The sequence below is a fragment of the Pseudomonas sp. CMR5c genome (assembly GCF_003850545.1).
Lineage (GTDB): Bacteria > Pseudomonadota > Gammaproteobacteria > Pseudomonadales > Pseudomonadaceae > Aquipseudomonas > Aquipseudomonas piscis.
The window spans coordinates 1,791,979-1,813,219 of record NZ_CP027705.1; the positions used below are offsets into that span (position 1 = coordinate 1,791,979).

18 protein-coding genes are annotated in these 21,241 nt (G+C 58.9%); all 18 read left to right on the forward strand.

Going from position 1 to position 21,241, the window contains the following annotated elements; all coding sequences use genetic code 11:
- Window positions 1-43 precede the first annotated feature (43 nt).
- The 18 genes from C4K40_RS08370 to motD all read left to right on the forward strand — a co-directional run bounded on the left by C4K40_RS08370 (window position 44) and on the right by motD (window position 21,232).
- On the forward strand, window positions 44-265 hold the full coding sequence (locus C4K40_RS08370; protein WP_022643042.1) for an acyl carrier protein: 222 nt from the start codon (window positions 44-46) through the stop codon (window positions 263-265).
- Between the two features lie 5 nt (window positions 266-270).
- Window positions 271-1,311, forward strand: a complete 1,041-nt coding sequence (locus tag C4K40_RS08375; RefSeq protein ID WP_053135089.1) for a ketoacyl-ACP synthase III — start codon at window positions 271-273, stop codon at window positions 1,309-1,311.
- A 55-nt stretch (window positions 1,312-1,366) separates the two neighbouring features.
- Window positions 1,367-2,131, forward strand: coding sequence for an SDR family NAD(P)-dependent oxidoreductase (locus C4K40_RS08380; protein ID WP_083456952.1), 765 nt, complete (start codon window positions 1,367-1,369; stop codon window positions 2,129-2,131).
- Window positions 2,132-2,148: 17 nt separating this feature from the next.
- A complete protein-coding gene (locus C4K40_RS08385) occupies window positions 2,149-2,787 on the forward strand; it encodes an acetyltransferase (RefSeq protein WP_083456951.1) in 639 nt (212 codons plus the stop codon).
- 43 nt (window positions 2,788-2,830) lie between these two features.
- Window positions 2,831-3,964 (forward strand): aromatic ring-hydroxylating dioxygenase subunit alpha, encoded by a 1,134-nt coding sequence (locus C4K40_RS08390; protein WP_053135086.1) that lies wholly within the window; start codon window positions 2,831-2,833, stop codon window positions 3,962-3,964.
- Window positions 3,961-4,581 carry an acetyltransferase gene (locus tag C4K40_RS08395; protein ID WP_022643047.1) on the forward strand — a complete coding sequence of 207 codons (621 nt, stop codon included), beginning with the start codon at window positions 3,961-3,963 and terminating at the stop codon, window positions 4,579-4,581. The genes C4K40_RS08390 and C4K40_RS08395 overlap by 4 nt, the downstream gene beginning before the upstream one ends.
- Window positions 4,582-4,639: 58 nt before the next feature.
- Window positions 4,640-5,875, forward strand: a complete 1,236-nt coding sequence (locus C4K40_RS08400) for an FkbM family methyltransferase (RefSeq protein ID WP_053135083.1) — start codon at window positions 4,640-4,642, stop codon at window positions 5,873-5,875.
- Window positions 5,876-5,960: 85 nt separating this feature from the next.
- On the forward strand, window positions 5,961-9,479 hold the full coding sequence (locus C4K40_RS08405; protein ID WP_053135080.1) for a glycosyltransferase: 3,519 nt from the start codon (window positions 5,961-5,963) through the stop codon (window positions 9,477-9,479).
- A 143-nt stretch (window positions 9,480-9,622) separates the two neighbouring features.
- Window positions 9,623-11,752, forward strand: coding sequence for a flagellar biosynthesis protein FlhA (flhA, locus tag C4K40_RS08410; RefSeq protein WP_031321186.1), 2,130 nt, complete (start codon window positions 9,623-9,625; stop codon window positions 11,750-11,752).
- An 11-nt stretch (window positions 11,753-11,763) separates the two neighbouring features.
- Window positions 11,764-13,086 carry a flagellar biosynthesis protein FlhF gene (gene flhF, locus C4K40_RS08415; protein WP_053135077.1) on the forward strand — a complete coding sequence of 441 codons (1,323 nt, stop codon included), beginning with the start codon at window positions 11,764-11,766 and terminating at the stop codon, window positions 13,084-13,086.
- A gap of 118 nt (window positions 13,087-13,204) precedes the next feature.
- Window positions 13,205-14,035, forward strand: a complete 831-nt coding sequence (gene fleN / locus C4K40_RS08420) for a flagellar synthesis regulator FleN (RefSeq protein WP_016963180.1) — start codon at window positions 13,205-13,207, stop codon at window positions 14,033-14,035.
- Entirely contained in the window at window positions 14,032-14,772 is a 741-nt protein-coding gene (gene fliA, locus C4K40_RS08425) for an RNA polymerase sigma factor FliA (protein ID WP_011060003.1), read from the forward strand. The genes fleN and fliA overlap by 4 nt, the downstream gene beginning before the upstream one ends.
- 166 nt (window positions 14,773-14,938) lie before the next feature.
- Window positions 14,939-15,310, forward strand: a complete 372-nt coding sequence (locus C4K40_RS08430; protein ID WP_003183998.1) for a chemotaxis response regulator CheY — start codon at window positions 14,939-14,941, stop codon at window positions 15,308-15,310.
- Between the two features lie 30 nt (window positions 15,311-15,340).
- Window positions 15,341-16,129 carry a protein phosphatase CheZ gene (locus C4K40_RS08435; RefSeq protein WP_053135074.1) on the forward strand — a complete coding sequence of 263 codons (789 nt, stop codon included), beginning with the start codon at window positions 15,341-15,343 and terminating at the stop codon, window positions 16,127-16,129.
- 12 nt (window positions 16,130-16,141) lie between these two features.
- Window positions 16,142-18,439: a chemotaxis protein CheA gene (locus C4K40_RS08440; RefSeq protein WP_053135071.1), complete on the forward strand. Its 2,298-nt coding sequence runs from the start codon at window positions 16,142-16,144 to the stop codon at window positions 18,437-18,439.
- Between the two features lie 47 nt (window positions 18,440-18,486).
- Window positions 18,487-19,605, forward strand: coding sequence for a chemotaxis response regulator protein-glutamate methylesterase (locus C4K40_RS08445; RefSeq protein WP_053135069.1), 1,119 nt, complete (start codon window positions 18,487-18,489; stop codon window positions 19,603-19,605).
- On the forward strand, window positions 19,605-20,345 hold the full coding sequence (locus C4K40_RS08450; RefSeq protein ID WP_022643060.1) for a flagellar motor protein: 741 nt from the start codon (window positions 19,605-19,607) through the stop codon (window positions 20,343-20,345). Before C4K40_RS08445 ends, C4K40_RS08450 begins: the two co-directional genes overlap by 1 nt.
- 2 nt (window positions 20,346-20,347) lie before the next feature.
- Window positions 20,348-21,232 (forward strand): flagellar motor protein MotD, encoded by an 885-nt coding sequence (gene motD, locus C4K40_RS08455; RefSeq protein WP_022643061.1) that lies wholly within the window; start codon window positions 20,348-20,350, stop codon window positions 21,230-21,232.
- Window positions 21,233-21,241 lie beyond the last annotated feature (9 nt).

The following is a 21,241-nucleotide window of genomic DNA, read 5'->3' on the forward strand; positions in this document are numbered from 1 at the left end:
TATGAGGCTTGCGTTGCAAGTTTAATTAGATCAAGAGGTTGCTATGAGCCAAGAAGCATTTATCGAAAATTTTCTTTCTGCCACCGATTTCCAAGAGCCGGTTGAAGTCACCATGGCGACCGAGCTGCGGAACTTGCCAGAGTGGGACTCGCTAGCGGCCCTGGGCGTGATTGTCATGTTCGATATGGAATACAAGAAAGTGATTACGGGCGATGACCTGGAAAAGGCCGTTACCATTGGTGATCTTTACAACTTGGTAGGGTAAGCCTCATGCCACTCGTTACGTTGAACTCTGTGCGCTTTGCCGGTATGGCAACTTGCGTTCCCAAACGAGTTGTTTCCAATCTGACCGATTGCAAGCCGCAGATCCGTCCAGAACGCGAAAGGCTGGTACGCAATATCGGCATCGAATTGCGCAGGCTCACGCCGGAGTGGCAGTGCTTTTCCGACCTGGCCTTCGATGCCGCCGTCGGGTTGATCGAAAGCCTGGAATGGAAACGCGAGGAAATCGATGCCCTGATCGTGGTGACCCAGTCCCCCGATTACCTGGCTCCGGCCACGGCCATCATTCTTCAGGATCGTTTGGGGCTACCCCAGACGACCCTGGCTTTTGACGTCAACCTGGGTTGTTCCGGGTATCCGTTCGGCTTGCACCTGCTGGGCTCGCTCATCAATGCCGGCGGAATCAAGAAGGGCCTGGTGCTGGTGGGGGATAGCGGCGCGCGGTTGGATGACCCGATCTTTTCCGATGCGGGGACGGCGACGGCAATGGAGTATTGCGCCGATGCTCCGCCCATGTACTTCGACTTGAACAGTGACGGCAGCGGCCACAAGGCGATCATCCTGCCGGTCGGAGGCCATCGCGAGCCGGTCGATATCCAGCATCTGGTGCCATTCCGCGAGAATGAGAACGATCATTGGCATCGAGCGATCGATCTGCAGTTGGACGGCACTGCGGTGTTGAGCTTCTCGACCCAGCGGGTTCCACCTGCCGTAGAGAAGTTGCTGGAGTACGCCAGTGCTTCGAAAGACGAAGTCGACTACTTCATCTTTCACCAGGCCAACCGCATGATCAATGAAACCATTCGTAAGAAGTTGGGGCTTCCAGTCGAGAAAGTACCTTCGAGTCTGCGTGACTTTGGTAATACCAGTGGTGCTTCGTTGCCGGTCACCATGACGGTGCGAATCAACAAGCAGCTTGAGGAAGGAACCAAGCGTCTGCTGCTGTCCGGATTTGGCATAGGCCTGTCCTGGGGAACTTGCCTGGTGGATATCCAGGGTGCGAAGTTCCCAGACCTGATCGAGTCCTGATGGGGTGGGAGGGTTGCCTCCCAACACCCGTATATTTTCTTCGGAGGACAGCACTGTGAATGCTGACAACGGTTTTAATCCCTTTAGTCTAAAGGGGAAGCGAATTCTGGTTACAGGTGCTAGTTCAGGCTTGGGGTTGGAAATTGCAGTAAGTTGCGCGCGAATGGGAGCTGAGATTGTCGCCACTGGTCGTGATCAGGAGCGGTTGTCTAGAACCCTGGAGGAGTTAAAGGCGATCTCGGATTTACGACATCAAATTGTTCAGGCCGACCTGACGGTTACTGAAGATCGTGATGCCTTAATAGCAGCAATTGATATTGAAATTCATGGCCTTGTGCATTGTGCGGGAATTTCCCGCTTGAGTCCGATCAGGATGATTAGTGAAGCACATCTTCGCTTGGTTAATTTGACTAACCTCGAAGCACCTATGCTGCTCACTCAGGGGATATTGAAGCGCAATCTCGTTGCGGTTGACGGCTCTATCCTTTTTCTTGCATCTATTGCTGCGCACATTGGTGTGGCGGGTGTCGGTGCTTACTCGGGAACGAAGGCGGCTTTGATCGCAATGTCTCGATGTCTGGCGATGGAGTTAGTAAAACGAAGAATTAGGGTGAATTGTCTTTCACCAGCAATGGTGGAAACACCGATCATGGATGCGACAGCAAAAGTTACTTCTCTTGAGGGCTTGCTGAAGGATTATCCATTGGGTTTCGGAAGGCCGGATGATATTGCAAATGCTGCGATCTTTATGCTTTCAGGAGCCAGCCGCTGGATCACAGGTACTACTCTGGTTATGGATGGCGGATTAACTATTAGCTAAGGGCAAAGAGGCTCGCTATGGATAGATTGATTATTCTCGGAGCTGGAGGTCTTGGGCGCCAGGTTTTGGCTCAATTGGAGGTGCATGTCTCCCGGGGAGTTGATTGGACTATCAGTGGATTTCTCGATGAGCGCGGACCTAATGTTGTCGCTGAGTCACTTGAGTGTCCTTGGCTGGGTTATCCTGAAAGCTTTGAGCCTGATGCAGATCATTGTTTTGTTGTTGCAGTGGGTGATCCAATTAGTCGAAAGAAACAAGTGGAGTCATTGCTTCAGAAAGGAGCAAGGTTTATAGGTGTCGGGACAAATTGCCTTTGGGGTGCAAGGTGTTCGGGAGGAGCGACATTCTATGGCTATGATGTGAGCTTTGGTGTCGATAGCAAAGTTGGTGATTATGGTTTTATTGATCAAGGTTGCATGATTGGTCACGATGTAGTGATTGGCAATTATGTTCACATGGCTCCTCGTTGTCTGTTGGCCGGATATGTAAAGATAGGCGACTGTGTAGTGATTAACTCTGGGGCAATGTTGGCTCGTGGGGTAAGTGTGGGGGATGGTGCTGTCATCGGCATGGGGGCGGTAGTTTTCGGTGATGTGCCTGCTGGGGCGACAGTGGTAGGTAATCCGGCGCGCGTTATTTTCAACAAGAAAAGTTGAGTCTTATAAAAAGTCTCACCTCTGGGTAATTTGAGATTGGCTTATGTCGCGACATGCTTTGGATGTAGCTAACTATACTTCCTTGGAAACCCTTTCGCTTGAAAAAGCCAAGCTGTTCGGTAGGTTGTGGAATTTTGTCGGGTTCACTTCAATGGTGCGAGAGCGTAATCAGTTTTTTACGCGAAAAATCGCAGGTACTCCGATTCTTATCCAGCGGACCGATGCTGGAATTCGTGCTTTTATCAATGAGTGTCCACATCGGCTCTCGCCTATTCAGCTTGAGCAAAGTGGCAAGCGTCCTATGGTTTGTCCATACCATGCTTGGTCTTTCGGGGCCGAAGGGGAGTTGCGCGGTATTCCTAATCAAGGCCTATACCAGTTTACTGCCGAAGAGCGAGAAAGAATTTGTTTGAAAAAACTTCATGTGGAAGAGGTCGGAAAACTGCTATTTGTTAACTTTTCTGAAAATCCTATTTCTCTGAGTGAACAGTTTTCTGATGGCTTTTTGAAGAGTTTGCTTGAGGTTTCGTTATGTCTGGATTCGCAGGTTATTTATAGTTGTCATCGTGTTAGGTATAACTGGAAATTAAATATGGAGAATGTCAAGGACTATAATCATGTTCCTTTTATTCATTCCCAGACGTTTATGCCGGTTATGGATCAGATGGTTAGAGAGGTGCCGTTGAATTTGGAAGGTGAGGACTCTGAAGTTATCAGAATTATTTCAGAGCGTGAGTCTCCTCGCCTGAATGCGTTAAGTTATACTACTAAGGCAATGGTCAAGCCTTATGAGAACTGGTTTTCAAAATTGTGTAATAAGTATGGAGATGAGCATGCTTATTACAATTGGTTTATTTATCCAAATGTTAATTTCTGCAGCCTCAAGGGTGATCACTTTCTTCTTCAGCAGTATGATCCTGTATCGCCAGGGGTCACTGATTACCATTTATGGATGATGACTGCCGCACGCAAGGATGAACGCACTGATTTCACTGCGCTGCTTTCAACCTTGATTAGAGGTGAGCGCAAAGTGATTGCTGAAGATACCCTTGTACTTGAGCGCTTACAGGATGGGATGGGCGAGCACTCTGGGCGCTTCATGCATGGCGAGTATGAAGCTCATATCGTGCAACAGCATCTGTGGTATCGCACGCATGTCCTGGGAGAGCAGCCATGACTCGCCATATAGTGATGGGGGAGGGCTGGGCCTTCGAACATGCTTGCCAGATAGCGACCGAGTTGGAGTTGCCCCATGTGCAGCACTGCCTGACCTCGGCTGATCGCTACAACTTTCAACTGGATGACTTCATCGGCCAGTATCCGGCCGAGGATTTCGAAGTGTTCGTGGCGCTCGATGAACGAGCGGTCAATTATTCTCGGCACAAGCTTATTGCCCAGGTTCGCCTGGCAGGTTATCGCCTGTTCAATCTTGTTTCCCCTCAGGCCATCATCGATGACAGCGCGGTACTGCAGGGCAGTGTCTATATCGGGGCAGGCTGCAACTTGGCTGCTGGTTCTGTGCTTGGGCTTGGCTGCTGGCTCGATCGTCAAGTGATCCTCGATTGCTCCGTGAAGTTGGGGGCCTGCGTGACTTTATTGGCGGGAGTAACCCTGGGGCGCGGGGCGGAAGTTGGCACAGGGACTACGTTGGGGGTTGGAAGCTTAGCGCTGGCGGGCACCAAGATCGGTCGCCACTGTGAATGGTTGTTGGGTGGAAAGTTACCGGAAGTTCTTCCTGACAAGTCCTTTTATGATGCTCTGATGCCCGATGGCGCCAGAATTCTGAAGAACTGAGTTTTTACTATTTAGCTGACCTGATCCCAGCCATGGGACAGGCAGTTTTGGAGTTTATATGCCAAGTAATTATGCTGGTATTAAAAGACTGGAAGTTGCTGGTAACCATGAAAATCTGATCGCCATTTTTCAACAGGCGGTCGTTGCATACCAGCAGGATCCACGCTTCTGCATCGCGCCAGAGGCCTGTCATGTCTACGATGCAAGTGGGGCTGATACAAAAGTCGTGCTACTGGGTACGACTCAGTTTTCCCAGCTTTTCATCAACGAGGCTGCCGGCAAGGTGCGGATCGTTGCAGTGGTCGATGATTTCAAGGCCGGCAAGATGGAGAGTTTCCATGGTGTACCGGTGATCAGCTCGGATGCCTTTCTCAAGTTGGCTCGCGACACCGCGCTGATCAGCATCAACGGTTGTCGATACGATTATTCCCGGCGCTATTTCAAGAGCCTGGCTCTGCGCAACGCTATTCCAATGCTCAATTTCGAGCAGGCTCTGCGGTTGTTCTTCAAGGGGCCTGCAAGCGATCACCGTATTGATGATTGGGGTGCTTATATCGTTGCTCATGCTCAAGAGTTCTTCGCTCTCGGCAAGCGTCTTGATGATGACTATTCACGTTTCACCCTGTTCAGCGTCTTGCTTGCGCATCTGACTTGCGATCCCGAGTGGATACTCAATGCTGCCAAACCCTACCTGACCCTGTATTTCCGTTCTGGTTTATGGCAGCCGGGTCAAAACGAGCGATTCGCCGACTGCGGAGCTTCGATTGCCGAGTCGGCCAAGGCCTTTCTCGATGCGACTGACGGACGCTTCCAGAAGATCTGGATGATTGAACCGGATGAGGTCAATCAAGCCACCATCCGGTCATTTATCCAGGGTTATAACGATACTCTCGCGCTGCCCGAGTCAGGTGTGATCGAGCTGTTGGGTTGTGCCGTGAGTAATGAAGATGGGCAGATGCCGTTCTTGCATGAAGGGGGGCATGGTGGCCATCTCCTGGCCTCGGCGACCGACCAGGCAATCTGCCGGGATGTGCAGGTCCGTCGGTTGGATGCATTGCTGGATGACAGCCCGACGCTGATCAAGATGGATATCGAGGGGGCAGAGTTGCAGGCGCTCCAAGGGGCGTGTGGACATATCAGTCATGCGCGTCCCAAATTGGCTATTTCCGCTTATCACCGTGCTTGCGACTTGCTTGAAATCACTCGTTATGTGCAAAGCCTGCGCGCAGATTACAAGATCGGGCTTCGGCATCATACCGAGGAGCGTTGGGATACTTGCCTCTATTTCTATTGAATCTGAACTCGCACGAACCGGGTCAAGGTGGGTGTGAGCGAGGTGGCGAGAAAAGTTGTCGAGATAAACAGGAAAAGAGATTCACATGAGCGAAAAACCACTGGTCAGTGTGGTCATCCCGGCTTACAAGGCGGAATACTTCGAAGTGGCACTGGCTAGTGCTTGTGCGCAAAGTTACGAATGCCTGGAGGTGGTGATCTGTGATGATTCGCGCACCGATATCATTCGTGAATGCACGGCTCGTTATCAGCAATTGTCTTCCGTGGCCATTCGTTATGAGTTCAACGACCAGCAGCGTGGTGAACTATTCAATGCCATCGAATGTATAAAGATTGCCCGTGGCAAATACATCAAGTTCCTGCATGACGATGATGTGCTGCACCCTGAGTGTGTCGCGGAACTGGTTGCAGCCATGGAAGCCGATCCCTCTATTTCCATCGCTTCTTCGCGCCGGCGCCTGATCGACTCCGCAGGCCAGGTGCTGCCGGATGCCCTGGCCACGTCGCTGCCCTTTGCCACCGATGTGGTCATCGATGGTCGGGAGCTAACCAGCCTGTTGGCGGATCACAGCCTCAATTTCATTGGCGAGCCCAGCTGCGTGCTGTGTCGCCGTGAAGACCTGCTGGCGCTCGGTGACGACTTGATGTCGCTCAATGGCTGCCTCATCTATTGGGTTGGCGACCTGGCCATGTATGTGAAGCTCCTGCAGAAAGGCGACCTGGCCATGCTCAAGGCGCCGCTGGCCGATTTCCGCGTCTCCCTGGACCAGGGTAGCCAGCAGGGGCGTGACAAACCGGGCATCGGCAATCAGGGGCACGCGGATTTCAAGCGCACCTTGCGCGAGCTGGGGTGGCACCTGGGGCGGCCTGACAATCAGCTGGTCGGTGTTCGTGCCTTGCATGGCGCTGCGGGGTTCGAAAAGCTGGATATCCTCGCGGCGTTGCGCCAGAGCCATGCCAAGGGGATCTCTGATCGGCAGATAGCCAACTGGATTGGCCAGCGTGTGCCCAGTTCCGCGCAGTTGCACTTGATTGACCAATACCTGCGCTCCGGTGCCGGCAGCCCGTCGATCGGTATCGTCGTCCTGGATCGTCTGGGTGATCCTGAGGCCCTGGGACGCACTCTGCGCAGCTTGTCCGTGCAAGATCGGGCTGTTCGGCTGCAGGTGCTGGTGATCGCACCGTCGCTGCTCGATCTCGCTGCGCATGACATGGTGCTGCAGTTTTCTGTGCTTGAGAGTGACTACGCCGGCCAGATCAACCGGTTGCTGGAAGAGGTGAATTGCGAGTGGTGCCTGCTGGTTGAGGCGGGTGATGAGTTCACTCCGGGCGGCTTGATGATCGCCAGCCTGGAGCTCTTGCCCAATCCCGATTGCCGAGCGGTTTTTTGTGACGGTGTACAGAGCGATGGCAAGGGTGAGGCAGGGGTGATGTTGCGCCCCGACTTCAATCTGGACTATTTGCTGAGTTGCCCTGGGATCATGGCTCGTCATTGGATCTTCAGGCGCCAGGCGCTGATCCGGGCCGGGGGTTTTGATGGGCGCTATGGGCAAGCCCTGGAGTTCGAACTGATCCTGCGGATGATCAATCAGGAAGGCGCAGACGGTTTCGGTCATATTCCCGAACTGCTGCTGAGCTGTGCCCCCGTGCGACTGCATGACAATGCCGATGAGCGCCGTGCCTTGGTCGAGCATCTGGCGCAGCGCGGATATGCCGGAGCGCATATCGAAGCATCCCTGCCGGGCCATTACCTGATCGACTATGGGCATCAGCCGCGCCCGCTGGTATCGATCCTGGTGCTGGCCGACGATGATCTGGCTGCGCTGCAGCGCTGCATTTTCAGCATCCTAGAACACTCGCGATATCCCTCATATGAACTGCTGATCGTGGATAACGCCTGTCAGTCGCCGGAGGCTCGGCAGTGGTTGCAGGCAATCGGAGAGATGGCGGCCGAGCGAGTCCGCGTATTCCATCTGCCTTATCGGGTGGATCGTTCCACGGCCAACAATCTTGTGGCGCAGCAGGCTTGCGGGGACTACCTGTTATTCCTGGATGCGCAGGCGGCCATTTTCGAGGGCGGCTGGATCGATGCCTTGCTGAACCATGCGCTGCGCCAGGAGGTAGCGGTGGTTGGGGCCAAGATGCTATCCGGCGAAGGAGAGGTGACCCACGCAGGTTTGATCCTCGGGTTGCCCGGGGCGGGGGTATCGGCATTTGCCCAGCAGGGTGCCGATGCGCCTGGCTACATGGGCAGCCTGGTGGTGGATCGTGACTGCAGTGCTGTTTCCAGTGCTTGCATGATGGTGCGCAAAGCCTTGTTCGACGGCGTCGGTGGTCTTGATGCGGGGCAGTTTCCCGGCGCCGGTGCGGATATCGACCTATGCCTGCGCTTGGCCGGACACGGTTATCTGACGGTATGGACTCCGCGAGCGATGGTCATGCGCGAGGGCGCTGCCGAGGTCCTGACGGCTCGTGACGAAGATGCCCTGGCTCAGCGCTGGCTCTCGGTATTGGCGCGGGACCCGGCCTACAACCTGAACTTCTCGCTGGGGCAGCCAAAGGGCTTTCAGTTGGCCGAACCGTCGTTATGTTGGCGGCCATTGGTCTGGCGTCCGCTGCCTGTGGTGCTGGTCCATCCGTCCGATCGTTATGCCAGTGGGCACTATCGGGCCATTCAGCCAATGGAGGGGCAGAATGCCGCGGGGCTGATTGATGGGGTCGTTTCCATGGCGTTGCTGTCTGCACCGGAGTTGGAGCGGATCACGCCCGACTCGATCATCTTCCAGCGCCATGTTGGTGAAGAGTCGCTGAATGCAATGCGCCGGGCGCGAGATTTTTCCCGGAGCTTCAAGGTTTTCGAGTTGAACGATCACCTGCCCAGCCTGGTGCTTGGAGAGGCAGGGCGTGGAATGACGCCCGAGGACGTTGCCCGCTATCTGCGCCAGGCCCTGGGATGTGTCGATCGCTTGGTGGTGTCCACTGACCGGCTGGCAGAAACCATGCATGGGATGCATCCGGACATCCGGGTCATCCAGAGTCGCCTGGATCCGCTGGCCTGGGGGGACGCGTTGCCGGCCAGCCGTCGTCGTAGCGGCGAGAAGCCTCGTGTCGGTTGGGCGGGAGGCGAATGGCAGTCGGCCAACCTGGAGGTGATCGGCGAGGTGGTGCAGGCCCTGGCGGCGGAGGTCGATTGGGTATTCATGGGGGCTTGTCCGCAGACGCTGCGGCCCTACGTCAAGGAGGTGCATCGCGGTGTCGAGATCAGTCTCTATCCGGCTGCTCTAGCCCGGTTGAATCTCGACCTGGCAGTGGCGCCGCTGCAGCAGACTCTGCTCAACGAGTGCAAGAGCAGTTTGCGTTTGCTGGAGTACGGGGCTTGTGGATTCCCGGTGGTTTGCAGTGACCTGCCGGGGTTTCGTAATGAGTTGCCGGTGACTCGGGTGCCTAATCGTTTCGACAGTTGGATCGAAGCCATCCGTATGCATCTGGCCGACCCGCAAGCCAATGCCCGGGCAGGGGATGTGTTGCGCGAGGCGGTGCGGCGCGATTGGCTGCTCGATCGGGATGGGTTGGTGGCCTGGCGCAACATCTGGCTTCCGGATTGACTCCGGCGGCCCAGCCATTTTGTATTTCTTGCCTGAAAACCAGTAGTGCATGTTGATTCACTAAAAGTTGGAGAGCTTTTTGCAGTAGCCGCCCTGTGCCGCTTCAGGCGTCAAAAGTTTGCTTTACGGAACGGGGTAAATCGGTGGATCGCACTCAGTTAATCAACACGGCTCGCAGTAACCTGGCCGACCTTGGTCGGGGTAATCTGGGTGTGCCGGTGCTGTTGTTGGTCATGCTGGCCATGATGATGCTGCCAGTACCGGCGTTCCTGCTGGATGTGTTCTTCACGTTCAACATCGCCCTGTCGATCGTGGTCCTGCTGGTTTGCGTCTACGCCCTGCGACCGCTGGATTTCGCGGTATTCCCCACCATCCTGCTGGTGGCCACCTTGTTGCGCCTGGCACTCAACGTGGCCTCGACCCGGGTGGTGATGCTCCATGGGCAGGAAGGGCACGCCGCCGCGGGCAAGGTGATCCAGGCCTTCGGCGAGGTGGTGATCGGCGGCAACTACGTCGTGGGTATCGTGGTCTTCGCGATCCTCATGATCATCAACTTCGTGGTAGTGACCAAGGGTGCCGGGCGGATCTCCGAGGTGAGCGCGCGCTTCACCCTGGACGCCATGCCCGGCAAGCAGATGGCCATCGACGCCGACCTCAACGCCGGCCTGATCGACCAGAACCAGGCCAAGGCGCGCCGCGCCGAAGTGGCTCAGGAAGCCGAGTTCTACGGCTCCATGGACGGTGCCAGCAAGTTCGTTCGCGGTGATGCCATCGCCGGCTTGCTGATCTTGTTCATCAACCTGATCGGCGGTATGGCGGTCGGTATCTTCCAACACGACATGACCTTTGCCGACGCTGGCCGGGTCTATGCCTTGCTGACCATCGGTGACGGTTTGGTGGCGCAGCTGCCTTCGCTGCTGTTGTCCACCGCGGCGGCGATCATGGTCACCCGTGCCTCGGGCTCCGAGGACATGGGCAAGCAGATCAACCGGCAGATGTTCGCCTCGCCCAAGGCCCTCGCAGTGGCCGCCGGGCTGATGGCGGTCATGGGCGTGGTGCCGGGCATGCCCCATGTGTCTTTCCTCAGCCTGGCCCTGGTGGCCGGCGGTGCGGCGTACCTGCTCTGGCGCCAGCAGAACCAGGCTAAGGTCCGCGCCGAGGAAGAGCTCCAGCGCCAGCAGGACCTGCTGCCCTCGCCGGCACGGGCCATGGAGACCAAGGAACTGGGCTGGGACGACGTGACCCCGATCGACATGATCGGCCTGGAAGTGGGTTATCGCTTGATTCCCCTGGTGGACCGCAACCAGGGCGGGCAACTGCTCGCGCGGATCAAGGGGGTGCGCAAGAAGTTGTCCCAGGACCTGGGTTTCCTCATGCCCACCGTGCATATCCGTGACAACCTCGACCTGGCCCCCAGCGCCTACCGCCTGACGCTGATGGGCGTGATCCTGGCCGAGGCCGAGATCTATCCGGATCGCGAACTGGCGATCAACCCGGGGCAGGTCTACGGCACCCTCAATGGTATCGCCGCCCGGGATCCGGCCTTCGGCCTGGAGGCGGTGTGGATCGAGATCAGCCAGCGGCCCCAGGCCCAGTCCCTGGGCTACACCGTGGTCGACGCCAGTACCGTGGTCGCCACTCACTTGAACCAGATTCTGTACAAGCACTCCAGCGAACTGATCGGCCACGAAGAGGTCCAGCAACTGATGCAGGTGCTGGCCAAGAGTTCGCCGAAGCTGGCTGAAGAGCTGGTGCCGGGCGTGCTCTCGCTCTCGCAGTTGCTCAAGGTGCTGCAAGCCTTGTTGGCCGAACAGGTGCCGGTGCGTGATATCCGCAGCATTGCCGAGGCTATCGCCAACAATGCCGCTAAGAGTCAAGATACTGCCGCTTTGGTTGCTGCGGTGCGCGTCGGATTGTCTCGCGCCATCGTCCAAAGCATTGTAGGTACTGAGTCCGAGCTGCCTGTGATCACCTTGGAGCCAAGGTTGGAACAGATTTTGCTCAGCAGTTTGCAGAAGGCAGGACAAGGCCAGGAAGAAGGCGTTCTGCTCGAGCCAAGCATGGCAGAGAAGCTGCAGCGTTCGCTGATCGAAGCGGCGCAGCGTCAAGAGATGCAAGGTCAACCGGTGATTCTGTTGGTGGCGGGTCCGGTCCGCGCCATGCTCTCGCGGTTCGGTCGTCTGGCCGTCCCGGGTTTGCATGTGCTGGCGTACCAGGAAATTCCCGACAACAAGCAAGTGACCATCGTTGCGACAGTAGGGCCCAACGGCTGAGGTAGTGGGTTATGCAAGTTAAGCGTTTTTTCGCCGCCGATATGCGTCAGGCCATGAAACTGGTTCGTGATGAGTTGGGGGCCGAGGCTGCCATCATCGGCAACCGCCGGATCGCCGGTGGCGTCGAGCTGACGGCGGCCCTGGATTACAAGTTGTCGGCCTTGTCGCCACGGATTCCGAACGTGGAGCTCGAAGACGAGCTGCGCAAGACCCAGTCGCGGATCGTTACCGCCCAGGCCGAGCTGAGCCTGCGGGGCGAAGGTGACACTGCCTCGATCAGCAATCGCCAGTTGTTCGCCGGCCTGCCGCTGACGGCAGCCGAGCCCTTGATCGAGCCAACCCTGACCGAGCGCCCGCGCCCGGCTCCGGCCCCGGTCGCGCCGGCGGTGGACAATCGTGCCCTGGACTCCATGCGCTCCGAGCTCAACGGCTTGCGCGAGCTGCTGGAAGTACAGCTCGGTTCCCTGGCCTGGAGCCAGTTGCAGGGCAGTCGTCCCGAACAGGCCAACCTCTGGCGCCGCCTGCAGCGCATCGGCTTGTCCGGCCCGCTGGCTCGCGACCTGCTGGCCCTGATCACCGATATCGACGAGCCACGCCAGGCCTGGCGCATGCTCCTGGCCCATCTGGCGCGAATGATCCTGACGCCGGAAGTCGAGCCTCTGGAAGAGGGCGGGGTGATTGCCATGGTCGGTCCTGCCGGCATGGGCAAGACCACCACCCTGGCCAAGCTCGCGGCCCGCTACGTGCTCAAGTACGGCGCGCAGAACATTGCGCTGGTGAGCATGGACAGCTACCGCATCGGCGCCCAGGAGCAGCTCAAGACCCTGGGGCGGATCCTCAATGTCTCGGTGACCCATGTCGATCCTGGCCAGTCCCTGGCCCAGGCCCTGGACCCGCTGCTGCGCAAGCGCGTGGTGCTGATCGATACCGCAGGCCTGCAGGCCAGCGATCCGGCGCTGCGCATGCAGCTTGAAAGTCTGGCCGGCCGCGGGATCCGCGCGAAGAATTACCTGGTGCTGGCCACCACCAGCCAGAAGCAGGTGCTGACCGCCGCCTACCACAGCTACAAGCGCTGTGGTCTGGCCGGGTGCATCCTGACTAAACTGGATGAAACAGCCAGCCTTGGCGAGGTGTTGAGCCTGGCCATCAGTCATGAATTACCGGTTGCCTATCTGACCGATGGCCCGCGGATTCCTGACGACCTGCACCTGCCGCGTCGGCACCAGCTGGTGAGCCGCGCCGTGAGCGTGCAGATGCAGGAAGAACCCAGCGAAGAAGCCATGGCCGATATGTTCGCTGACCTGTACCACAACCCGGCCAAGCGGGTCGGCTGAGGTACTCATGAATAGATTGCAGTGTATCTACATCGATGGTCTGCCAGGCATTGTTCTCACGGTGAACACGCAGCCAGTTATGTGGCCCCGTCTAAGTAAGACAAGGTAAAGAAAGAACATGGGCAGCATGCATCCCGTACAGGTGATCGCGGTGACCGGCGGCAAAGGTGGCGTCGGCAAGACTAATGTGTCAGTGAACTTGTCCCTGGCTCTGGCTGAGCTCGGTCGACGGGTCTTGCTGCTGGATGCCGACCTGGGATTGGCCAATGTCGATGTCCTCTTGGGCCTGACCCCCAAACGCACCCTGGCCGATGTCATCGAAGGGCGCTGCGAGCTGCGCGACGTGCTGCTCCAGGGGCCGGGTGGCATCCGCATCGTTCCGGCCGCCTCGGGCACCCAGAGCATGGTGCACCTGAGCCCTGCCCAGCATGCCGGCCTGATCCAGGCCTTCAGCGACATCGGCGACAACCTCGATGTCCTGGTGATCGACACCGCTGCGGGTATTGGTGACTCGGTAGTCAGTTTTGTCCGCGCGGCCCAGGAAGTGCTGCTGGTGGTCTGCGACGAACCCACTTCGATCACCGACGCCTACGCGCTGATCAAGCTGCTCAACCGCGACTACGGCATGAACCGCTTCCGGGTCCTGGCCAACATGGCCCAGAGCCCCCAGGAAGGGCGCAACCTGTTTGCAAAGTTGACCAAGGTCACTGATCGCTTCCTGGACGTGGCCTTACAATATGTCGGCGCAGTTCCCTACGACGAAAGCGTGCGCAAGGCCGTGCAAAAGCAGCGTGCGGTCTATGAAGCCTTTCCCCGTTCGAAGTGTGCATTGGCGTTCAAGGCCATCGCACAGAAAGTCGATACCTGGCCGTTGCCGGCGAACCCACGCGGGCATCTGGAATTCTTTGTCGAGCGGCTAGTGCATCAAACAGCGGGACCGGTGCTATGACTGCCAGTGGCTACAACCTCTACAAGAAGTCGGCGCGTGACAGCCAATACGAACTGATCGAGCGCTATGCGCCTCTGGTCAAGCGTATCGCCTATCACCTGCTGGCGCGGTTGCCGGCCAGTGTCCAGGTAGAGGACCTGATCCAGGCTGGGATGATCGGTTTGCTCGAAGTGTCGACCAAGTACGACGCGAGCAAGGGCGCGAGTTTCGAGACCTACGCGGGTATCCGTATCCGTGGCGCGATGCTCGACGAGGTTCGTAAAGGCGACTGGGCACCGCGTTCGGTGCACCGTAATACGCGCATGGTCAGTGATGCCATTCGCGCAATTGAAGCTAAAACCGGTCGTGACGCTAAAGATCACGAGGTTGCGGCCGAACTTCAATTGAGTCTCGACGATTATTACGGGATTTTGAACGACACCCTGGGCAGCCGGCTGTTCAGTTTCGACGACCTGTTGCAGGACGGCGAACATGAAGGGCTGCACGAGGATGGCGCCAGTGCTCATCTCGAGCCGTCACGGGACCTGGAGGATGAACGCTTCCAGGCCGCGTTGGCGGATGCGATTGCCAATTTGCCGGAGCGCGAGCGACTGGTGTTGGCGCTGTACTACGACGAAGAGCTGAACCTCAAGGAAATCGGTGAGGTCCTGGGGGTCAGCGAATCGCGGGTCAGCCAGTTACACAGCCAGTGCGCGGCCCGTTTGCGGGGGCGTTTGGGGGAGTGGCGAGCGCGCTGACAGGCAGTGTGGGGACACTGCGCCCAAGACCGGTCAGGCCTTGCGCCTTGCCGGTTTTGCAGTATGTGCTCCATGCAGTCGTTGCGTGTTATGCCGGATTGATTGAATGGCGCGTCCAGGAACTGGATGCGTTTAAGACTGCTTGGAGGTCGAATTGGACAAGAACATGAAAATCCTCATCGTTGATGACTTCTCAACGATGCGGCGGATCATAAAAAACCTGTTGCGTGATCTGGGTTTCACCAACACGGTCGAGGCCGACGATGGCACTACCGCCATTCCGGTACTCAACAGCGGGAGCATCGACTTTCTGGTAACGGACTGGAACATGCCGGGCATGACCGGTATCGATCTGCTGCGCCATGTGCGCGCCGATGAAAAGCTCAAGCACCTGCCGGTACTGATGGTGACTGCCGAAGCCAAGCGCGAGCAGATCATCGAAGCCGCCCAGGCCGGCGTTAACGGCTATGTCGTCAAACCATTCACGGCCCAGGCGCTGAAAGAGAAGATCGAGAAGATCTTCGAACGCATCGGTTGAGATGCGTAGCCATTCCGCCACGGGGGAGCTATGGAGCATAACGAATCTTCACTGGGCGACTTTGAGTCGACCCTGAAAAAACATGCGCTGGAACTGGTCGAGAGTCTGGAGAAGGGCAAGTTCGGCGAAGCCGTGCAACTGATCCATGAGCTCAATCAGACCCGTGACCGCGGCCTGTACCAGGAAGTGGGCAAGCTCACCCGCGAGCTGCATAGCGCGATCGTCAATTTCCAGATTGACCCGCACATGCCGCAAGCCGAGGAAGTTTCACAGATCACGGATGCCACCGAGCGCCTGTCCTATGTGGTCCGGCTGACGGAAGCCGCAGCCAACCGCACCATGGACCTGGTGGAGAGCAGCACCCCGCTGGTCAACGGCCTGAGCACTGAAGCCCAGGCCTTGAGCGTGGACTGGGGCCGCTTCATGCGGCGCGAGGTCGGTGCCGAGGAGTTTCGCGAACTGGCGCGGCGGGTCGACGGTTTTCTGACTCGTAGCGAGCAGGAGACCCGTACCATCTCCGGCCACCTCAACGACATTCTGCTGGCGCAGGATTACCAGGACCTCACCGGCCAGGTGATCAAGCGCGTGACTCAGTTGGTCACGGAAGTCGAAAGCAATCTGCTCAAACTCGTCTTGATGGCCAGCCAGGTCGATCGTTTCGCTGGTATCGAACATGACCGCGCATCGATCCTGGCGGAAAAAGATCCGCAAAAACATCTCGCCAAGGGTGAAGGTCCGCAGATTCATGCCGATAAACGGGAAGACGTTATGTCCGGTCAGGACGATGTTGACGATTTGCTTTCCAGCCTTGGATTCTAGGAGCACCCATTAATGAGCTTCGGCGCCGATGAAGAGATCCTTCAGGATTTCCTGGTTGAGGCCGGCGAGATTCTAGAGCAACTGTCCGAACAATTGGTCGAGCTGGAAAGCCGGCCAGATGATGCGGATCTGCTCAACGCAATTTTTCGCGGTTTTCACACTGTTAAAGGGGGCGCCGGCTTCCTCCAGCTCAATGAGCTGGTGGAGTGCTGCCACATCGCCGAGAACGTTTTCGACATCCTGCGCAAGGGTGAGAGACGAGTCGACTCGGAACTGATGGACGTGGTGCTCGAGGCTCTGGACACGGTGAACAGCATGTTCGGCCAGGTCCGCGAGCGTACCGAGATCACTCCTGCGACACCTGAATTGCTATCCGCCCTGGCGCGCCTGGCCGAGCCGGCCAGCGCGCAGCCCGCTCCTGCCCCCGTGGAAGAAGTGGTCGAGGCCGTGGCGGAACCCGAGCCCGAGCCGCAAGCGCCGGCGGGCGATATCACCGACAACGAATTCGAACTGTTGCTCGACTCGCTGAGCGCCGCCAAGGCCGATGCCGAGGCCGCGCCCGCCGCCGTATCTGCCACCGAGGGTGAGCCGGCCGGCGACGAGATCACCGATGCCGAGTTCGAGTCCCTGCTGGACCAGTTGCACGGCAAGGGCCAGTTCGCCCCCGATGCGCTCGCTCCCACTGCGGCCGATGCCGAGGGTGGCGCCGCTGCCGGCGGCGATGAGATCACCGACGACGAGTTCGAAGCCCTGCTGGACCAGTTGCATGGCAAGGGCAATTTCGCCGTTGACGCACTGGAATCGGCGGTAGCTGCCGCACCTGCCGCCGCTGCGCCAGGTGCAGCTGCGGCTGGCAGTGACCTGATCACCGATCACGAATTCGAATCCCTGCTCGATGAGCTGCACGGCAAGGGCAAGTTCTCCGACACGCCAGGCACTGCCCAGCCGGCGGCCACGGTCGCTGCGGCTCCTGCAGTGGCGGCACCGGCGGCTGCCAGTGCCGCGGTGGCCAAGCCTGCGGCAGCCAAGCCGGCCGCCGCTGCCAAGCCCGAGGCCAAGCCCGAGGCGCCAAAACCCGCCGCGGCTCCTGCTCCGGCCCGCGCGCCGGCCGCGCCAGCCGCCGAGAAACCGGCCAGCGAAGCGGAAACCACAGTGCGCGTGGACACTGCGCGCCTGGATGAAATCATGAACATGGTGGGCGAACTGGTGCTGGTGCGTAACCGCCTGGTGCGCCTGGGTCTCAACAGCGGCGACGAAGCCATGTCCAAGGCGGTGTCGAACCTCGACGTGGTCACCGCCGACTTGCAGACCGCGGTGATGAAGACCCGCATGCAGCCGATCAAGAAGGTCTTCGGGCGCTTCCCGCGCCTGGTTCGCGACCTGGCCCGGCAGCTCAAGAAAGAGATCAACCTGGAGCTGGTGGGGGAAGAAACCGACCTCGACAAGAACCTGGTGGAGGCCCTGGCCGACCCGTTGGTGCACTTGGTGCGCAACGCGGTGGACCACGGTATCGAATCTCCGGAAGAACGCGAGGAATCGGGCAAGTCGCGCCAGGGCAAGGTGGTGTTGGCCGCCGAGCAGGAAGGCGACCACATCCTGTTGTCGATCTCCGATGACGGCAAGGGCATGGATCCCAATGTCCTGCGCGCCATCGCGGTCAAGCGCGGGGTCATGGACAAGGACGCCGCCGACCGGCTGAGCGATACCGAGTGCTACAACCTGATCTTCGCCCCCGGGTTCTCCACCAAGACCGAGATCTCCGATGTCTCTGGTCGCGGTGTGGGCATGGACGTGGTCAAGACCAAGATTTCCCAGCTCAATGGTTCGATCAACATCTATTCGACCAAGGGCCAGGGTTCGAAGATCGTGATCAAGGTGCCGCTGACCCTGGCGATCATGCCGACGCTGATGGTCATGCTCGGCAACCAGGCGTTCGCCTTCCCGTTGGTCAACGTCAACGAAATCTTCCACCTCGACCTGTCGCGCACCAACGTGGTGGACGGCCAGGAAGTGGTGATCGTGCGGGACAAGGCCTTGCCCTTGTTCTACCTCAAACGCTGGCTGGTCAGTTCCGCCGCTTATGAAGAGCAGCGTGAGGGCCACGTAGTGATCCTTTCGGTGGGCACCCAGCGGATCGGCTTTGTCGTCGACCAACTGGTGGGCCAGGAAGAAGTGGTCATCAAGCCCTTGGGCAAAATGCTCCAGGGGACCCCGGGCATGTCCGGCGCCACCATTACCGGTGACGGTCGCATCGCGCTGATCCTCGATGTCCCGAGCATGCTCAAGCGTTACGCCGCACGGCGTATTTGATTCGGCGGGGAGGGGCGCTTGGCCTCGCCCCACCTAACGGAGTGTTTATGGCAGTCAAAGTCCTGGTGGTGGACGATTCGGGTTTTTTCCGCCGCCGCGTCTCGGAAATTCTTTCAGCGGATTCGAGCATCCAGGTCGTCGGTACCGCGACCAATGGTAAAGAGGCGATCGATCAGGCCCTGGCCCTCAAGCCGGACGTGATCACCATGGACTACGAGATGCCGATGATGGATGGCATCACTGCAGTGCGGCACATCATGCAGCGCTGCCCGACCCCGGTCCTGATGTTCTCTTCCCTGACCCATGAAGGCGCGCGGGTGACCCTCGATGCGCTGGACGCCGGGGCGGTGGATTTCCTGCCGAAGAATTTCGAGGACATCTCGCGCAACCCCGAGAAGGTCAAGCAACTGTTGTGCGAGAAGGTCCACAGCATCTCGCGCAGCAACCGGCGCTTCAGCAGCTACAGTGCCCCGGCACCGCAGAGCAGCGCGCCGACTCCGGCCACCTCGAGCTTCGCCAGCAGCCGTCCGGCCGCACCGGCCCCGGTTCCGAGCCGTGCCCCAGCGCCCGCCGCGAGCCCCGCAGCGCCTGCGCCCAAGCGCAAGGCCTACAAGCTGGTGGCCATCGGTACTTCCACCGGCGGCCCGGTGGCGCTGCAGCGGGTACTGACCCAACTGCCGGCCAACTTCCCGGCGCCGATCGTGCTGATCCAGCACATGCCAGCGGCCTTCACCAAGGCTTTCGCCGAGCGCCTGGACAAGCTTTGCAAGATCAGCGTCAAGGAGGCCGAGGACGGTGACATCCTGCGCCCAGGCCTGGCGCTGCTGGCCCCCGGCGGCAAGCAGATGATGGTCGACGGCCGAGGTGCGGTGAAGATCCTGCCTGGCGACGAGCGCTTGAACTACAAGCCGTGCGTGGACATCACCTTCGGCTCTGCAGCCAAGTCCTACAACGATAAAGTCCTGGCGGTGGTACTCACCGGCATGGGCGCCGACGGTCGTGAGGGAGCGCGCCTGCTCAAGCAGGGGGGCAGCGCGGTGTGGGCCCAGGATGAAGCCAGTTGCGTGATCTATGGCATGCCCATGGCTATCGTCAAGGCCAACCTGGCGGACGCGGTGTATAGCCTGGACGATATCGGCCGGCACCTGGTCGAGGCTTGCATGTAATGGATGTACTGAGCCTTATCGGGATCATCATGGCGTTCGTCGCCATCATCGGCGGCAACTACCTCGAAGGTGGTCATCTTTCGGCCCTGGCCAACGGCCCGGCTGCGCTGATCGTGCTCGGCGGCACCATCGGCGCGGCCTTGCTGCAGTCGCCGTTGAGCGCCTTCAAGCGCGCCATGCAGATCCTCGCCTGGATCCTGTTCCCGCCGCGGGTCGACCTGCCGGCGGGCATCGACCGGGTGGTCAACTGGAGCCTGACCGCGCGCAAGGAGGGCCTGCTGGGCCTGGAAGGCGTGGCGGATGCCGAGCCCGATACCTATTCACGCAAGGGCCTGCAGTTGCTGGTGGATGGCGCCGAGCCGGAAGCCATCCGCAGCATCCTCGAAGTGGACTTCTATACCCAGGAAAGCCGGGATATCGAGGCCGCCAAGGTTTTCGAGAGCATGGGCGGCTACGCGCCGACCATCGGGATCATCGGTGCGGTGATGGGCCTGATCCATGTCATGGGCAACCTGGCCGATCCATCGCAGCTGGGTAGCGGTATCGCCGTGGCCTTCGTCGCCACCATCTATGGCGTGGCCAGCGCCAACCTGGTGCTGCTGCCGATCGCGGCCAAGCTCAAGTCCATCGCCCTGCGCCAGTCGCGGTACCGGGAAATGCTCCTCGAGGGCCTCCTGTCGATCGCCGAAGGCGAGAACCCGCGTTCCATCGAGTTGAAGCTGCAAGGCTTCATGGACTGATCATGGCTCGTCGTCGTCAACATGAAGAACACGTCAACCACGAACGTTGGTTGGTTTCCTACGCCGACTTCATCACCCTGTTGTTCGCGTTTTTCGTGGTCATGTACTCGATTTCCTCGATCAACGAGGGCAAGTACAAGATCATCTCCGAAGCGCTGGTCGGGGTCTTCACCGATTCCGATCGCGCCCTCAAGCCGATCCCTATCGGTGAAGAGCGGCCCAAGACCGTGACCCCGGCCAAGCCGCTGGTCAAGGACAGCGAGCAGATCGATGCCGGCATCTCGGGCGGCAGCGACCCGCTCAAGAGCATTGCCGATGACATCAGCGCGGCCTTTGGCGATCTGATCAGCTCCGACCAGATGACCGTGCGTGGCAACGAGCTGTGGGTGGAGATCGAGCTTAACTCCAGCCTGCTGTTCGGTAGTGGCGATGCCATGCCCAGCGATATGGCGTTCACCATCATCGACAAGGTGGCGAAGATCCTCAAACCCTTCGACAATCCGATCCACGTAGAGGGTTTCACTGACAACCTGCCGATCCAGACTGCGCAATATCCCACCAACTGGGAGCTGTCTTCGGCGCGCTCGGCGAGTATCGTGCGGATGCTGGCGATGCAGGGGGTTAACCCGGCGCGCATGGCTTCGGTGGGGTATGGCGAATTCCAGCCGGTGGCCAACAATGCCACCGCCGAGGGCCGGGCGCGTAACCGCCGGGTGGTGCTGGTGGTCTCGCGCAATCTGGATGTGCGCCGTAGCCTGACCGGTACCGGCACCGCCAATGCGACCCCGGATGCGGCTCTGAAGCGGGCTGGCACACAAACTGCACCAACCGCGGTGAAATCGCCGGTACAGGGGAGTGCCGTCAATTCTCCGTCACCTGCTTTATAACTTAGCGCT

Bases quoted from the DNA above. Each gene is read 5' to 3' on its own strand.
- fliA (WP_011060003.1), top strand. From the start codon at position 14,032: ATGACTGCCAGTGGCTACAACCTCTACAAGAAGTCGGCGCGTGACAGC.
- C4K40_RS08370 (WP_022643042.1), top strand. From the start codon at position 44: ATGAGCCAAGAAGCATTTATCGAAAATTTTCTTTCTGCCACCGATTTC.
- C4K40_RS08375 (WP_053135089.1), top strand. From the start codon at position 271: ATGCCACTCGTTACGTTGAACTCTGTGCGCTTTGCCGGTATGGCAACT.
- C4K40_RS08405 (WP_053135080.1), top strand. From the start codon at position 5,961: ATGAGCGAAAAACCACTGGTCAGTGTGGTCATCCCGGCTTACAAGGCG.
- C4K40_RS08430 (WP_003183998.1), top strand. From the start codon at position 14,939: ATGAAAATCCTCATCGTTGATGACTTCTCAACGATGCGGCGGATCATA.
- motD (WP_022643061.1), top strand. From the start codon at position 20,348: ATGGCTCGTCGTCGTCAACATGAAGAACACGTCAACCACGAACGTTGG.
- C4K40_RS08390 (WP_053135086.1), top strand. From the start codon at position 2,831: ATGTCGCGACATGCTTTGGATGTAGCTAACTATACTTCCTTGGAAACC.
- flhF (WP_053135077.1), top strand. From the start codon at position 11,764: ATGCAAGTTAAGCGTTTTTTCGCCGCCGATATGCGTCAGGCCATGAAA.
- C4K40_RS08395 (WP_022643047.1), top strand. From the start codon at position 3,961: ATGACTCGCCATATAGTGATGGGGGAGGGCTGGGCCTTCGAACATGCT.
- C4K40_RS08440 (WP_053135071.1), top strand. From the start codon at position 16,142: ATGAGCTTCGGCGCCGATGAAGAGATCCTTCAGGATTTCCTGGTTGAG.
- C4K40_RS08385 (WP_083456951.1), top strand. From the start codon at position 2,149: ATGGATAGATTGATTATTCTCGGAGCTGGAGGTCTTGGGCGCCAGGTT.
- C4K40_RS08445 (WP_053135069.1), top strand. From the start codon at position 18,487: ATGGCAGTCAAAGTCCTGGTGGTGGACGATTCGGGTTTTTTCCGCCGC.
- C4K40_RS08435 (WP_053135074.1), top strand. From the start codon at position 15,341: ATGGAGCATAACGAATCTTCACTGGGCGACTTTGAGTCGACCCTGAAA.
- fleN (WP_016963180.1), top strand. From the start codon at position 13,205: ATGGGCAGCATGCATCCCGTACAGGTGATCGCGGTGACCGGCGGCAAA.
- C4K40_RS08450 (WP_022643060.1), top strand. From the start codon at position 19,605: ATGGATGTACTGAGCCTTATCGGGATCATCATGGCGTTCGTCGCCATC.
- C4K40_RS08400 (WP_053135083.1), top strand. From the start codon at position 4,640: ATGCCAAGTAATTATGCTGGTATTAAAAGACTGGAAGTTGCTGGTAAC.